Source organism: Paraburkholderia jirisanensis, assembly GCF_054782355.1.
The window spans coordinates 234294-247736 of the sequence record NZ_BAAGSQ010000030.1 but is presented as its reverse complement, the minus strand read 5'-3'; the positions used below and the strand labels follow the sequence as shown (position 1 = coordinate 247736).

Below are 13443 nucleotides of genomic sequence, written 5' to 3'. Positions count from 1 at the left end.
GCTGTATTTCATCTATATGCAAGGCAAAGTCATGAGGTCCGTCACGGACAAACCCGTCAACGCTCCCGAGCCGATTGTATATGTGGTGGATGACGATCCGGGAATGCAGACATCGCTTTCAGCGCTACTCCGGTCTGTCGGCCTATGTGTCAAGGTGTTTGAATCAGTCGAAGCGTTCCTCGCTTTCCGCATGCCTGCGGCACCTGGTTGCCTCGTCATCGATGTGCGACTAAAAGGGGAAAGCGGCCTGGCCGCACATGATCGCATCGCAAGCCTCACAGCCATGCCGATCATTTTCATGACCGCGTATGCGGACGTTGCAATGTGTGTGCAAGCGATGAAGGGGGGTGCAGTGGACTTCATCGAAAAGCCGTTTCTCAGCCAGAGAATGCTCGACGCTGTCATCGCCGCTCTCGCGTCAGACAGAAAGCGATGCGAACTCGCGCGATCAACGGAAGCGCTAAAGCGCTGCTATGAAAATTTGACTTCGCGAGAGCGGGACGTAATGAGTCTCGTAGCGAAGGGGCTCTTGAACAAGCAGATTGCCTTCGAAATGAGCCTTAGCGAGATGACCATCAAGATTCATCGAATGCGAGCGATGAGAAAGATGGAGGCTCGTTCGTTTGCCGACTTCGTCCTGAAAGCTGCTGTTATTTTAGGATTTGATGAGGTTGCAGGGTGGGCGGCCCGAACTGGCGAGGCTAGCGTCGCTGCGTTGTGACACCAGCCATTTTCGTCACTCAGCTGAACTGGTAAAGCTCCGCAGGCGTATCGACGAGGATGCGCTTACGCGTTGCCTCGTCCGGCACGACCTGAGCGAATAGATCGGCCAGCAACGCGTCGTCGGGAATACGGTTCAAAGGCTGCTCAGTCGGGTGTGGCCAGTCGCTTCCCCACAGTACGCGGTTCGGCGCAACTTTCGCGTAAGCGGAGGCGATCGCGACACTGTCCGCATAAGTTGGCGGCCCAACGCGGGTTTCGTTGTAAAAACCGATCAGCTTGACGTACGCCTTTCCGCTCGTCAGCAATTCGGACACCATCTGGAACGACGGATGATTGACGCCGTCCGGTTCCGGTACATGGGCGAGATGATCGAAAACCAGCGGGCACGGCAAGTCGTACCACGTACTTCTTGCCTGTAACAGGTAGGCGGCGGGCGCATTCACCTGAACGTGCCATCCCATCCGCGCAATCCGCGCCGCGAGCGGCTTCACCATGTCGAGCGTGGTGGTTCCCGGCGGCGCGAGATTGAAACGAATGCCACGCACGCCGGCGCGATTGAGCGCATCAAGTTCCGCCTGCGTCACGTTGGTGTTGACTACTGCAATGCCGCGCGCGCGTCCATTAAAACGGGCAATCGATTCAACGAGCAGACGGTTGTCGACGCCATAGCTCGAAGGCTGGACGATGACATTGCGCGTCGTCCCAATGCGCTTTTGTAATTGCCGATAGTCGTCGACCGTCGCGTCGCCGGGCTTGAGCGTCGCTTCAGGTGCCCACGGATAGCGATGATCGTAAATGTGATGATGGCAATCGGTCGCGTCAGGCGGCATCGACAGTTTTGTGCGCTCCGTTCCAGTCGACCATTTGGCTGGGTAGGTAGCGGTCTGCGTCGCGGTCTGCGTCTGTGCACAACCCGCTAACGCAAAACCGCTTGCCGATGCGGTCCACACACCTAACGCGCTCAAGGTCTTGAGCGTCTCACGGCGCTTCTGGTTCAACTTTGACAAACCTGTCTCCTGTTTTGTTGTGCTCGACTCGTCGACAACGAGTATCGCATGCTGGCTGCGCACGTATCGACTAAACGGGCAGCGCCCACTGGATCAGCGTCGTTATCAATGATGCAACTACGCGTCCAGCATGCGCGCGTAGTCGTCAAGGTCCGCATGTTCGCGCAGCATCTGTTTGTATAGGCCTTGAAAGCCAAGCCAGGCAACGTAGTCGGACGCCAGATGCCGGCGCGTCGCGCGCGCCTCCTCCGCGCTCAGTGGCTCGAGCGGGCCGGCCGCCTCTGCCAGCAACTGCACCTGCGCACACCGCTCCATCGCGATGAAGCGATACACGGCAGAATCCACGTTCGATCCCACCGTCAGCAAGCCATGATTCAACAGGATCGCAGCCTTGCAGTTGCCCATCGTTTGCGCGATACGCGCGCCCTCGTCGGTAGCGAGCACGACGATATCGCCGCGAAACACCACATGGTTCTCGAAGAACAGACACGCTTCCTGATTGATCGGCTCGAGCAGCCGTTCGCGCGCAGCGAAGGCACGGCCATAGGTCGTATGCGCATGCACGGCGGCGGCTGCCGCATGATTCACACGATGCAGCCCGCAATGAATCGCGACCGCCGCCGCATTGACCGGCCCACTACCGTGGTGCACCGCGCCCTTGTCGTCAATGCACATCAGATCGTCGGGATGGATGCTCGAGAAGTGTTGCGCATATTGATTGACCCAGTAGCGGTCATGATGCTCGGGATCGCGCATCGTCACATGACCGGCGATACCCTCGGTCAGCCCAAAGCGCGCCAGCAACCGGAACGCCGCCGCAAGTTTGAGCTTGCGATGCTGCCGCTCGGTCTCGAGGTCTTCATGGATACGCGGAACGGGCAGCGCTCCGCCGATCGGCGTGGGAATCTGATACTCGTTGGAGTCGGCCTGGCACATGCGGCACCTTCGACGAAAGAGACGGGACATGCTCATTCTGGTGCGCCAAAAGTGACGTCGTCCATGGCGGTTTGCGCAACATCGTGTGAGATTTCGGCACCATGAGCCATCAAGGCCCGTCACGCAGGGCTTCAGGCCCGGTTATGCCGAAGCGTCACAGGACAGTTACTTTTCGTTGATTGTCATCGAAATTCGGCTAGTGCTAAATGAGGCCACGACATCACCCGTGCCCCGGACAACACACATGCAGACCCTCGATACCCAGAGTGCGTTGCCGCCCGATCTGATGAGGCGCATCGTGTGGCGACTCGCACCGCTGATGGTGCTGATGTACGTCGCCAATCAGCTCGATCGCGCAAATGTCGGCTACGCGGCATTGACGATGAACGCCGAACTCGGCATGAGCGCCGCACAATACGGGCTGTCCGCGAGCCTGTTCTTTCTGGGCTACATCCTGTGCGAAGTGCCCAGCAACCTGTGCATGCATCGCTTCGGCGCACGACGGTGGATGACGCGCATCCTCGTGAGCTGGGGTCTGCTGTCGTCGCTCACGAGCTTCGTGCCGAACGCGCAATGGCTGTATATCGCGCGCTTCACGCTTGGCATGTTCGAGGCCGGGCTCTATCCCGGGATGGTCTATTACCTGACCCTGTGGATGCCCGCGCGCAATCGCGTCTGGATGATGTCGCTCTTCACGATGTCGATTCCCCTCACCGGCATGGTCGGCGCGCCCGTGTCGACATGGATCATGGAGCATGCGAACGTGTTCGGCGTCACCGGTTGGCGCGCGATGATTCTGCTCGAGGGCATTCCCGCCCTGCTGCTCGGTGTGGTGACGTGGTTCTATCTGCCGGACAATCCGGACGCATGGCGCGGCCTGAGCGACAAAGAGCGCCAGACGATCCGCATGGCGCTCGCAGGCGAAGAGCAGGCTGCCTCCGCTGCCGTACAGCCCGGCAGCGCGCGCCGCGCGCTCACCAACCCCAAAGTCTGGGGCCTCGGCCTGGTTTATTTCGGCATCAACTCGGGCATCATCGGGCTGCTCTATTTCCTGCCGCAAGTCGTGAAGACCTTCAAGGGGAGCGCGCAGTACTCGCTCACACAGATCGGCCTGATCACGTCCGCGCCGTTCGCGGTCGCGTTGGTCAGCGTGATCGTGTGGGGACGCATTGTGAGCAACAAGCGCATTCATGCGCGCGACGTAGCCGTACCGATGTTGTTGTCGGCAATCGCGCTGGCAAGTGCACTCTATCTGTCGTCGCCGCTCGCGATCATCGCGGTGCTGGCGGTCGGTACCTCCGCGTGCTTCTGCAGCATCAGCACGTTCTGGCAGTTGCCGAGAAACATCCTCACCGATCGCGCAGCGGCCGCGGGCATCGCGCTCATCACGAGCATCGGCGTATCGTCGGGCTTTCTGATGCCATATTTCATCGGCTGGGTGCGCGATACGACCGGCACGTTTCAGTTAGCGTTCCTCGGCATCGCGGCGGCGATGGCCGTCGGCGCTGCGCTTGCGATCGCGCTTGACCCCGAACGTCGCCGCGAGGCCGCCGCAAGCATGGCGCTAAAATGAGTGGACTTCCCATGGAGATCCACCCGTGTCATTGCGTCGAGGCATCCCCAGCCTGACAGCCTTGCAGGCCTTCGAGGCGTCGGCACGTCATCAAAGCTTTTCGAAGGCCGCCACTGAACTGCAGCAGACACACGGCGCCATCTGCAAGAAGGTCAACGAGCTCGAAGCCAGCCTCGGTGTGGAGTTGTTCCGGCGCGTCAGCCAACGCCTGGTGCTCACCGATGCGGGCGCCGACTACGCGCATCGCATCCGCGTGAATCTCGAACAGATCCGTCAGGATACGCAGCAACTCGTCGCCAATCGCGAACGCGCGACGCTGCGCGTCGCGGTAGGCGTCACTTTCGGCGCGCAATGGCTGGTGCCGCGGCTGCCGAGGTTTCATCGTGCGCAGCCGAATATTCAGGTGCGACTCACGGGCCGCGATCAACCCACGTATTTTCACGACCTGAACTTCGACGCCGCCATTCACTTCGAGCAGTCGCCGCTGCCGGGACTCGCGAGCAAGGTGCTGATGGCGGATGACGAAGTGTGGATGGTCGCTTCACCATCGATGGCCGATGAGCTTGCCGCGCAGAACATCGTCGCGATGCCGTGGATTCATACGCGCGATCTGCCGGCAGCGTGGATGACGTGGGGTGAGGCCGCCTCGCACGAAGCCGTAGAACGCACGCCGCGTGAAGCGAGCGATCATTTCTTCGATTTCTTCATCATGGCAATTCGAGCAGCAGTCGCGGGGCTGGGCCTCGCGTTATTGCCGCGCGTGCTGATCGAGCAAGAGCTCGCGTCGGGCCAGTTGGTACGTATTGGTGGATATGCAGCGATTAACGCGCAGAAGACTTATCTCATGTTTCCGGAGCAGCGACGCGACTGGGCGCCATTTGTTGCCTTCGCGGCATGGCTCGACGAAGAGATGGCGCGATATCGCGCGCAACGAAACGTTTAGCACAGGACACGGGTCCACGTCGCCGTTGGTCGATCGTCGACGCACCCAGGCGGTGATGTCGAAGGCCTCAACATTGCCAAACGCTAGCGTATGCGAAAAGCATTATTAAATTCGCAATGCTCTTTATAAAAAACCAGGATTGACCACGTTTCGAACCGCGATTTATCAGGTAATCTCTCGTCGCTCGAATTCAGCTTTAATCGCAATACGTTGAGCGTTTTGGAAGCAATTCGCGCGTAGACGAAAGAAAATTGAATGAAGATCGTAAATAAAGATCTCGATCTCAAACCATACAAGAATCATCACGGGTGATAAAAATGAGAAAACGTGCGCAGCAGCACGCGTTGACAGCATTCGCTCTTTCCATGCTACTCGCTGGGTGCGGAGGCGGAGGCGGCGGCGGGAATACTCCTCCGGTTTCCTTGTCGGCCGATCAAAAGGCTTCTGAGCAATTCATGCTTGCGCCGAATGCGTCATATCAACTGGAGTGGTCGCTGCCGGCGGTAGGCGCACCCGTCGTTAACCAGAACTTCGTGGTTGAAGCGCATGGGTCGATCGCCGCGTCGCCTGCGAGTGCTGGAAACCAGAAGGTGACCGTTAGTGCGCAGAGTTCGGTTTCAAAGACGCTTGGCGTACCGACGCAGATTCCGGCGCGCGTGCTGAACAAGGGCGCGGTGGTGGTCGAGTCGTTGACCGTCGATAACGTCAGTTACCAGAACAGCGGCGTTCGCTTTGACCGGATGTCGGCGGACGGGACCACGGCTTTGGAAAGCGTCTTGCGTTCGAACTATTCGGTCGTGCCACTCGCCGGCGCGGTGGTGTCGTCGCCGACCGAACTCGTACAGTACGGTAACGCGTTGTTCACGAACACGACGCTGCTCGATCCATCTGCGAACTGGCAGTCGGGCGCCGCGTACGAGAGATTTACGGCCACGCTGCTCGGTGACGTCTATTTCGTAGAGGATTTCACCGGAGCGACGACGGGCAACCAGCCGACTCCCGTCGCGACGGGCACGACGATCGCCGCGTTGATGAGTGCCGGCGGTATCGTGTCGACTACCGATTCGACGACGTACAACTTGACTAACGGTACGGTGACGACGGTTGACGGTGTGACGACCTACGTTGCCAACACGGCGCGTGCGCATCTGGCAACACCGGAATTCCGCACGTATTACGAGTTGAACGGCAACGTGTACGTCGGCAATCTCATCAAGTCGGGGACTGTCGTGGGCGATGTTGGGTATAGGGTGGCAAACGCGACCACGATCACGACGACCTTCGACACACAGACCTACCAGATCCGTTTGAACGCTGCGGCAATCGCGAGTTTGAACGCAGCGATGAAGTTCTGATCTTTGTCACGCGACGCCGATGGCCGGAGCCTTCCGGCCCGGCGCGTACCCGGCCTCGTGAATCGTCGTCACGAAGTGGCCGTGCCGTTCTGCAATACACAGGTAAGTCAATGAAAGGGAGCGGCTTTTTTCTGCTAACTCTGTTTTCACTGTCGGCCCTCGCTGCTGACTTCAATCCTGTCGACGCACTGTCGGAGCGCAGCAAGCTACCCACAAGCGAGGTCAGCGCCCTGCTCGCTGACTGTGATGCCAATCAAACCAGCACGAATTTCTGTTCATGGCGTGATCAGCTCGTGGCCGATCGTGATCTGCAGGTTCTGGTTGACGAGAAAGGCGCGGCATCCTCGGCGTGCAAATCATCTCTCGATGCAGAGATCAGTGCGTGGCGAAAGCGCCGAGATACAGGCTGCGAGAAGACTGCGCAGAAGCAATACGCGGGCGGTTCGATGCGTCCTGCCGCCACGGCAATATGCGCGACCGCCGAAACGCGGCGCATGATCGGGAAAATCCGCGTGAAGAAATGCCCTTGATCACCCAATCGTCTGCACGGGATTGCCCTGAGCATCACGAATCACCGTCTTTTCGATGCGCCAGATCACACGATCGAGCCCGTCGACCGCGTACTCGCCAGCACGAGCCCGCAAGGTCCGCGAAAATGCCTGCACGGTCGCATCGGTGAGCCGCAACCTCATCGCGTCGCCCTCGTCCGTCACGTCGTTGGCGTCGCCGCGCAGGAATTGCAGCGCACCGCCTCGGCTAACCAGTTGGAATGACCGCCCGAACAACAACCGCAGCGGCAGCAACGCAACGAGTTCGTCGACTTGACGCGCACCGATGGTGATCGTGACGGCCGGTTCGCGCATGAGCCGCTTGCGCACATTCCACGCGAGCACGTCGGTGAATAGATAACTGGCCGACGACCCGTCACGCTTCGTGCCTTCATCGACCTGGGCAGCCACATCCGCGTGTTCAAGCGTACAGTTCGGTCAGCCCATACGTCACAAAATGCCAGTGCGGCACCGGGTCTTTGCGCTTCCACACGCTGATACCGTCGAGCGGATCGGGGCCGCCCAATCTCCATTTGATCAGCGTGCCGTAGTGCTTCGGTTGCTGGCCCGGATACAGCCGCGCAAGTGCGCAGTCGATCGCTTTCCAGCCCGGAGCGCCGTCGTCATCTGCGCTACTCTGTGCATCGTGTGATGGGTCCGTCATAAGTCTCTATGCCTAATGTCATTCGATATCCGGCGTGGATGAGGCACGAAACTCCCGCCACTCCTCCCAGCAGTTCTCCGGCGAGATATCCGCATACCCTCGATTGATCTCGACCTCTCTCGCCGTGCTGGACGGAACGCAAACGCAATTCGCCTCATCTCGAATCGCGATCACTTCAGACTCGACCAGCGGCGCGCCCTTTTCCTTCTCAGCCGCATAGAGCAGCACGATCAGTGCTGGAACGAAAGTCAGGCACAACGGATCATCGTCTTCGACCATAGCATCACCCCATTGTGAATGGCACCCAGCCCTCCCCCTGCGGCACGTCGATCGACGCCGACACGCTCGCGACAGGCAAGAAGATCAATAGCAGGGGTGCCGAACTTGATCTCCGCAACCCCAAGCTTGGGGGGAATTTTATACGTCTTGCGCATACGAGATGCGCTTGCCGGTCTTCGTCACAAACTCGATTTGCGGATGGCTTCCACCAGCGTTAGGTCGCACGACCTCGCCCCGAACAATGATCGAATTTGCAGAAACTCCAAGTTGGAGGGCATCGCGAATACCGCGACGATGAGAAGCCCTATTCCGATCGTCATCGCGCAGGCGGTCTTGAGCATGAGTCCCCTACCTTTTCGATCTTCAACGACATTTTGCATTATTGCGGCGGCAACCCAGTAATTAACCGGCTCGCAACCATTCCGCATATTTCGACCAGCTCTCAACGCTCCATTGAAAAACCCAGGTAGAATCGCTCGGCTCCTGATCTCTTATGGGAGTGTCAATGGCAACGGCAAATAGAACAGCCAATCTGAATGGCACGCGGCGGCTGTCATCCACCGGCTTACTATCGCTGTAGCGTAATGAAGAGTTTCGGCACACCTATTACAAAGACACGGCCAAAAACTGAACATACGGCGTTGGCCCGCTGGCGCATATGGGATTGTGTACACCCGACTAGCTGCGGCGTCCTGTCAGCAATCGTCTGATTCAAGTCGCATTGGCGCGTAGCGTTCGCAAGGCGGAGCAAATCGTGCAGCGCACCCACTCACCACGACCGAGAAGCCGAAACCATGTATGCCAATGTATTCGATCCCCTTGCGTTTATTTTCGAGGGCAGCGCATATCCGCTGCCGGACATGCAGGGCGAGCGCTATCTGTACAACGCGAACGGTGTGCCCGAATTCACATCGGGACCGAAAGGCACGCCGATCGAACTCGCTCCCGAGAATCCCGACCTTGCTCTGGGCAACTGTTACACCGGCATCACGCATAAGCCGAAGATGATTGAGGGCAACCCTCCGTACGAGATTACGTCGTTCGATTTTCGCCAGCACGAAGTGGAGTATCAGGCGCTGCGTGCGACCCGCGACACCGCGCAGGCGTTCGGCATGACCTTGCTGGAAAGTGGGCAATCCATACCGTTTCAGTACGATGGGCTCGTGCGGGCCAGGTATGAGTACGGCAAATGGGCTGCGCATCAGTCGCCGTATCTCGAGCCGTCACGGCGGCGCGAACTGCTGACCTGGAACCCGACCGACCTCGAGTATCACGCGTTTGCACATGCATTCTTCTCGCAGGATAAGTTTCTGCCACTGGTTATTTCCGTTGCGCGCTGGTGGCCTTATGACGGCAAAATTCGCCTTGCCGATTTGTGGGTCGCGCCGGGTGATGCGCTCGTTTTGCCGCCGAAGTTCTTTCCGGCAGATTCGGGTGAGAACGTATCGGCGGACGAATTGTGCCGACGCGTCGTCGATCTGCACGGTAACCGGAATGCAGCACTTGCCTGCTGGTTTGACGGGTCGAGGTCCACGTTGACGACCGAGACGATTCTTGCCAACCCGATCGTCATGATGGACGAACTGACCAGGCCGCATTATCACGAAGAAGTGACGGGCACGCGGCATCTGAAGCTGGCGGAGTGGAAGGAGGCGTAGCGTGGCGGGGCTTTCACGCGAACAGGATGTCCGTGTCAGCGGCAGCTACCGCCTGGTGTTCGCCCCCCAACGCCACCGCGTCTACGGCGTTCTAACCGGCGCCATTCCCGGTGGCAAGGTATTGGTGAATAAAAGCAATCGCCATACTTCCTTCGCCCACGCCACTTGAAACGCGCTGGATCGAATTGTGCCTCACGTCCCCGGCACAAAACACACCGGGCATACTCGTTTCCAGAAGGAACGGTGCCCTTTGTTGAGACCAGCTGGCGATATCCCGCCCTGTGCAAATGAAGCCGTGTTCATCTCGCTCCAGTTCAATGGGCAACCAGTTGTTCTTCGCCTTTGCTCCAATCATCAGGAATAGCGCGTCGGCGGTTCGAGTGCGCGCCTGACCATCGCTTCCAACGGTGACAATGGAATCAAGATACGCGTCGCCATCCACTGAGACGACGTTGGTATGGGTCTCGACAAAGATATTCCGGCGCTGGGCCAACTGTGCGATCAGGTACTGGGACATAGACCGTTCGAGACTCGCACCTCGCACCAGAAGCGTAACCGAGGCTGCATAACCGGAGAAGTACATTGCGGCCTGCCCCGCCGAGTTGCCTCCACCGACAATAAAAACCTGCTTGCCGATTACGGTTTGAGCTTCTGTGCGCGACGCGCCATAAAGCACGCCTTTGCCATACAGGCGATCAATGCCTTGCGCGTCCAGTCGACGCCACTCCACTCCGGTCGCGAGAACGACGGCCCTGGTTCTGACGCGTATGTCGCCATCGAGCTGTACCTCGTAGCCTCCGTCCACGGGTTCAAGCTTTTCGACGCTCCTCGTCATCACTATTTCAGCGCCAAACCGATTGGCTTGCCTGAGCGCCCGGGAACTCAGCTCATCGCCCGATATCCCGTTAGGGAAACCCAAGTAGTTTTCGATGCGCGATGAAAAACCAGCTTGCCCGCCCACTGCATCGCGCTCGACGAGTACCACCCGTAACCCTTCCGACGCGCCATACACAGCCGCAGCCAGTCCAGTGGGTCCGCCTCCCACGATAAGGACGTCATAGTCGCTATTGGCCGGCGAAGTGCGCAGGCCGAGCGCGTCGGCGACCTTCCTCGCGGTGAGCGGCTCAGCGATGCACTTGTCCCCATCGACAATCGCGAAGGACCCTGAAAAATGCGACGGCATGCACAGCGTGACGCGGTCGGGGTCGCGCTCGCTATCGACCCATTCGAACGGAATGCGGTTAGTCGACAGGAACGAGCGGATGCTGCGGCAATCCGGATCGTGCGGCGTGCCTACGACCAGCACGCGCATCGGATTGTTTTCCTGCACATAATCTCTCGTCGCGGTGACGCGCTTCATCATCGTCTGAAAGATCAGGTTGGTGCATTCCGCGGATGCCCCCATCAGTTCCTTGAACATGATCCGGTCGAGGCGAATGACCCGAGACGGTTCACGCGCTCGCAGCGAAGCGATCGTCAACGAGTCGAGCAGCAGCGGGGTCTCGCCATAGAAGTCGCCGGGCTGATAGCGCCCTCGGATTTTGCCTGATCCTCCGTATTCTTTTTCCATATCGAGAGACCCCTTTATAAGGACAAAGAACCACGGCGTCTCGCCTTCCCGGATAAGCCACTCGCCCTTCTGGAGGTGGATGTCGGCTGCGCTCTGCGCGATACGCAGACGCTGCGAATCGTTCAGGCAGGCAAAAATCGGAAAGGGTTTCAGTTCGTCCGGGGTAATCATGGTCTCGTTTGCTTCGTTGCGACGAGGGCGTTGGGGTGAGTCCGCGACGGAATGCGGTGGTCGGTAGAACCGGCAGATGTGCTCACCTCAATGCCTCCGACTGTGATGGCGCGTCTTGATGGGGCGCCAGAAATTTCCCGCCGTGCTTCGTCAGTCCAGCAGCGACGGGCTGCGGCGAAGCACGGTTGCAAAGCGCGCTAAAAACATGCATGTTGAGACCATTCAAATCCGCGCCTCGCATTGCTCTCATTTCAATTGATGCGTCACAGCCAATCGTCAAAAAGGAACACTCCGTGTTTTCATTTCCTAAAATCATACGACGTGTCATAAGCACGCTTGTAGCGTCAGCTTTCGCCGTTGCTTGCACTGTAGCGCAAGCAGATGATGTGTCATACCGCTACACCACCATTGACGGTATCAAGATCTTCTACCGGGAAGCCGGAGAAAAGTCCAAGCCCACGATCCTTCTGCTTCACGGCTTTCCGTCGTCGTCTCACGAGTTCCGTGACCTGATTCTGCTGCTGTCCAGTAATTTCCATGTCCTCGCGCCCGACTACCCGGGCATGGGATACAGCGAGGCGCCTGCGGCTGACAAATTCAGGCCCACGTTCGAGAACGTGAGCACCATTGTCGAGGAATTTGTCCGGAGTTTCGGTAACCCGCATCTCATCCTGTATATGACTGACTTTGGCGGCCCGGTCGGTATGCGGATGGCCGTGCGTCATCCGGACTGGATAGAGGGCCTCGTTTTTCAGAATGCCGTCATATCCGAGGCCGGAGTCGATCCGTCCAGGCGCAAACGTGACACAGCTATCACAGGCGAGATAACACCAGAGAAGCGGGCGTTGGCGGAGAGCCATGTATCGCTCGCGACGGCGCTATTGCTGTATCAACATGGCGCACGCAATCCCGCGGGGCTCAACCCCGATGCGTGGACGAACGACGCGGTCGCGCTCGCCAATCCCGACAGCCGGCGGATCATGGTCGACTTGCAACTCGATATTCCCAACAACGTCGCTTCGTTTCCCGTGTGGCAGGCATACCTGCGTATGCATCGGCCGCGGACACTGGTCGTGTGGGGCAAGAACGATCCCATCTTCTTGCCGGCGGGCGCTGAAGCAGTCAGGCAGGAAGTGCCCGACGCTTCCGTCTATTACTACAATACAGGTCACTTCGCGCTGGAGGAGGATCATGTCGATATAGCACGGCAGATCAACAAGTTCTTTTCTGGAGTGCACGTCAAGTCGGATTAATCCAGTCGACGGCAACGGTGTTCGTTCGCGGTATGACCCGCGAGCGCAACATTGCGCAACTGCATCGGTCGTGTGCACAGCGGCCGTTGTCGCGATCCAGTGCTGTTTCAGCTTGGGAAGCGGGTGAGCGTCGCCTCGAAGAGGTTCTCGCGAGGATGCAGCAGTAGCTTTCACGCATTCACTTTTGTGCTGCGCGCCAGCAGATGATCGATCGAGATCGCGCCCGGGCCATAAGCCGCGATACCCAGCGCCATGGCCGCCCACGTGATGTGAATCGGCCAGCCGTCCGGCACGGTGAGTTCGATCACACACGTCATCAGCAGCAGGCCTGCGGCCGCGAAGCGCGTGCCGAAACCCAGCACCAGCAGCACCGGAAACCCCACCTCGCCGCACGCAGACAGAAATGCCACGACTGCCGGCTCAGGGAACGAATACGGGCCGCCGGGAAGATGCAGCTTGAACTCGTCCGTGAACAGATCGATCGCCGTGTCGTTCAGCTGCAAAAACCCGTGCCACTTCAGGATGCCCGACCTGTAGAACGGTACGGCCAGCGCCAGCCGTAACACCAGTTGCGTCAGCCACGGCCGCGCCAGTTGCGAGATAAAGCGGCTGGCACAACTGATCCTGCTGGCAAGCGTACCGACCAGCGCCGGCGGTGCGTTTTGTCTGTCCGACATCGTCATCATTCTCCAGGTGAAATGGCGCTAAATACGCCTGATGTAATCATCCCCGCCAGATTTGCTGGGAGGTCGAAGGAAGGCGC

At 58.9% G+C, this 13443-nt stretch carries 15 protein-coding genes; 7 read left to right on the top strand and 8 right to left on the bottom strand.

Annotation, left to right across the window (positions count from 1 at the left end):
• Nucleotides 1–31 precede the first annotated feature (31 nt).
• Nucleotides 32–721, top strand: a complete 690-nt coding sequence (locus ACYVNQ_RS30965; RefSeq protein WP_460908512.1) for a response regulator transcription factor — start codon at nt 32–34, stop codon at nt 719–721.
• A 19-nt stretch (nt 722–740) separates the two neighbouring features.
• On the opposite strand, the gene ACYVNQ_RS30960 is transcribed toward ACYVNQ_RS30965, so the two are convergent.
• On the bottom strand, nt 741–1730 hold the full coding sequence (locus tag ACYVNQ_RS30960) for an amidohydrolase family protein (protein WP_460908183.1): 990 nt from the start codon (nt 1728–1730) through the stop codon (nt 741–743).
• A 117-nt stretch (nt 1731–1847) separates the two neighbouring features.
• On the bottom strand, nt 1848–2666 hold the full coding sequence (locus tag ACYVNQ_RS30955) for a class II aldolase/adducin family protein (RefSeq protein WP_460908180.1): 819 nt from the start codon (nt 2664–2666) through the stop codon (nt 1848–1850).
• A 244-nt stretch (nt 2667–2910) separates the two neighbouring features.
• Between ACYVNQ_RS30955 and ACYVNQ_RS30950 the strand changes: the two genes are divergently transcribed.
• From ACYVNQ_RS30950 to ACYVNQ_RS30935, 4 genes are all read left to right on the top strand, one after another.
• Nucleotides 2911–4239, top strand: coding sequence for an MFS transporter (locus tag ACYVNQ_RS30950; protein ID WP_460908177.1), 1329 nt, complete (start codon nt 2911–2913; stop codon nt 4237–4239).
• A gap of 25 nt (nt 4240–4264) precedes the next feature.
• Entirely contained in the window at nt 4265–5182 is a 918-nt protein-coding gene (locus ACYVNQ_RS30945) for a LysR substrate-binding domain-containing protein (RefSeq protein WP_460908175.1), read from the top strand.
• Nucleotides 5183–5637: 455 nt separating this feature from the next.
• On the top strand, nt 5638–6537 hold the full coding sequence (locus ACYVNQ_RS30940) for a hypothetical protein (protein WP_460908173.1): 900 nt from the start codon (nt 5638–5640) through the stop codon (nt 6535–6537).
• Nucleotides 6538–6647: 110 nt separating this feature from the next.
• Nucleotides 6648–7067 (top strand): lysozyme inhibitor LprI family protein, encoded by a 420-nt coding sequence (locus ACYVNQ_RS30935; RefSeq protein ID WP_460908171.1) that lies wholly within the window; start codon nt 6648–6650, stop codon nt 7065–7067.
• On the opposite strand, the gene ACYVNQ_RS30930 is transcribed toward ACYVNQ_RS30935, so the two are convergent.
• The 4 genes from ACYVNQ_RS30930 to ACYVNQ_RS30915 all read right to left on the bottom strand — a co-directional run bounded on the left by ACYVNQ_RS30930 (nt 7068) and on the right by ACYVNQ_RS30915 (nt 8369).
• Entirely contained in the window at nt 7068–7400 is a 333-nt protein-coding gene (locus tag ACYVNQ_RS30930; RefSeq protein ID WP_460908169.1) for a hypothetical protein, read from the bottom strand.
• A gap of 106 nt (nt 7401–7506) precedes the next feature.
• On the bottom strand, nt 7507–7749 hold the full coding sequence (locus ACYVNQ_RS30925) for a hypothetical protein (RefSeq protein WP_460908167.1): 243 nt from the start codon (nt 7747–7749) through the stop codon (nt 7507–7509).
• An 18-nt stretch (nt 7750–7767) separates the two neighbouring features.
• Entirely contained in the window at nt 7768–8028 is a 261-nt protein-coding gene (locus ACYVNQ_RS30920) for a hypothetical protein (RefSeq protein ID WP_460908165.1), read from the bottom strand.
• 179 nt (nt 8029–8207) lie between these two features.
• Nucleotides 8208–8369: a hypothetical protein gene (locus tag ACYVNQ_RS30915; RefSeq protein ID WP_460908163.1), complete on the bottom strand. Its 162-nt coding sequence runs from the start codon at nt 8367–8369 to the stop codon at nt 8208–8210.
• Between the two features lie 453 nt (nt 8370–8822).
• Here ACYVNQ_RS30915 and ACYVNQ_RS30910 point away from each other — a divergent pair, with 453 nt between their 5' ends.
• Nucleotides 8823–9686 carry a hypothetical protein gene (locus ACYVNQ_RS30910; protein ID WP_460908161.1) on the top strand — a complete coding sequence of 288 codons (864 nt, stop codon included), beginning with the start codon at nt 8823–8825 and terminating at the stop codon, nt 9684–9686.
• A gap of 91 nt (nt 9687–9777) precedes the next feature.
• On the opposite strand, the gene ACYVNQ_RS30905 is transcribed toward ACYVNQ_RS30910, so the two are convergent.
• Complete coding sequence (locus tag ACYVNQ_RS30905; protein ID WP_460908158.1) at nt 9778–11427, bottom strand: FAD-dependent oxidoreductase; 1650 nt, start codon at nt 11425–11427, stop codon at nt 9778–9780.
• A gap of 386 nt (nt 11428–11813) precedes the next feature.
• On the opposite strand from ACYVNQ_RS30905, the gene ACYVNQ_RS30900 reads away from it, so the two are divergent.
• Nucleotides 11814–12680: an alpha/beta fold hydrolase gene (locus ACYVNQ_RS30900; RefSeq protein WP_460908156.1), complete on the top strand. Its 867-nt coding sequence runs from the start codon at nt 11814–11816 to the stop codon at nt 12678–12680.
• Between the two features lie 170 nt (nt 12681–12850).
• Here ACYVNQ_RS30900 and ACYVNQ_RS30895 read toward each other — a convergent pair whose 3' ends face one another.
• Nucleotides 12851–13357 (bottom strand): DoxX family protein, encoded by a 507-nt coding sequence (locus tag ACYVNQ_RS30895; protein ID WP_460908154.1) that lies wholly within the window; start codon nt 13355–13357, stop codon nt 12851–12853.
• Nucleotides 13358–13443 lie beyond the last annotated feature (86 nt).

Bases quoted from the DNA above. Each gene is read 5' to 3' on its own strand.
- ACYVNQ_RS30965 (WP_460908512.1), top strand. From the start codon at position 32: ATGAGGTCCGTCACGGACAAACCCGTCAACGCTCCCGAGCCGATTGTA.
- ACYVNQ_RS30955 (WP_460908180.1), bottom strand. From the start codon at position 2,666: ATGTGCCAGGCCGACTCCAACGAGTATCAGATTCCCACGCCGATCGGC.
- ACYVNQ_RS30950 (WP_460908177.1), top strand. From the start codon at position 2,911: ATGCAGACCCTCGATACCCAGAGTGCGTTGCCGCCCGATCTGATGAGG.
- ACYVNQ_RS30940 (WP_460908173.1), top strand. From the start codon at position 5,638: ATGCTTGCGCCGAATGCGTCATATCAACTGGAGTGGTCGCTGCCGGCG.
- ACYVNQ_RS30935 (WP_460908171.1), top strand. From the start codon at position 6,648: ATGAAAGGGAGCGGCTTTTTTCTGCTAACTCTGTTTTCACTGTCGGCC.
- ACYVNQ_RS30930 (WP_460908169.1), bottom strand. From the start codon at position 7,400: ATGCGCGAACCGGCCGTCACGATCACCATCGGTGCGCGTCAAGTCGAC.
- ACYVNQ_RS30925 (WP_460908167.1), bottom strand. From the start codon at position 7,749: ATGACGGACCCATCACACGATGCACAGAGTAGCGCAGATGACGACGGC.
- ACYVNQ_RS30920 (WP_460908165.1), bottom strand. From the start codon at position 8,028: ATGGTCGAAGACGATGATCCGTTGTGCCTGACTTTCGTTCCAGCACTG.
- ACYVNQ_RS30915 (WP_460908163.1), bottom strand. From the start codon at position 8,369: ATGCTCAAGACCGCCTGCGCGATGACGATCGGAATAGGGCTTCTCATC.
- ACYVNQ_RS30910 (WP_460908161.1), top strand. From the start codon at position 8,823: ATGTATGCCAATGTATTCGATCCCCTTGCGTTTATTTTCGAGGGCAGC.
- ACYVNQ_RS30905 (WP_460908158.1), bottom strand. From the start codon at position 11,427: ATGATTACCCCGGACGAACTGAAACCCTTTCCGATTTTTGCCTGCCTG.
- ACYVNQ_RS30895 (WP_460908154.1), bottom strand. From the start codon at position 13,357: ATGTCGGACAGACAAAACGCACCGCCGGCGCTGGTCGGTACGCTTGCC.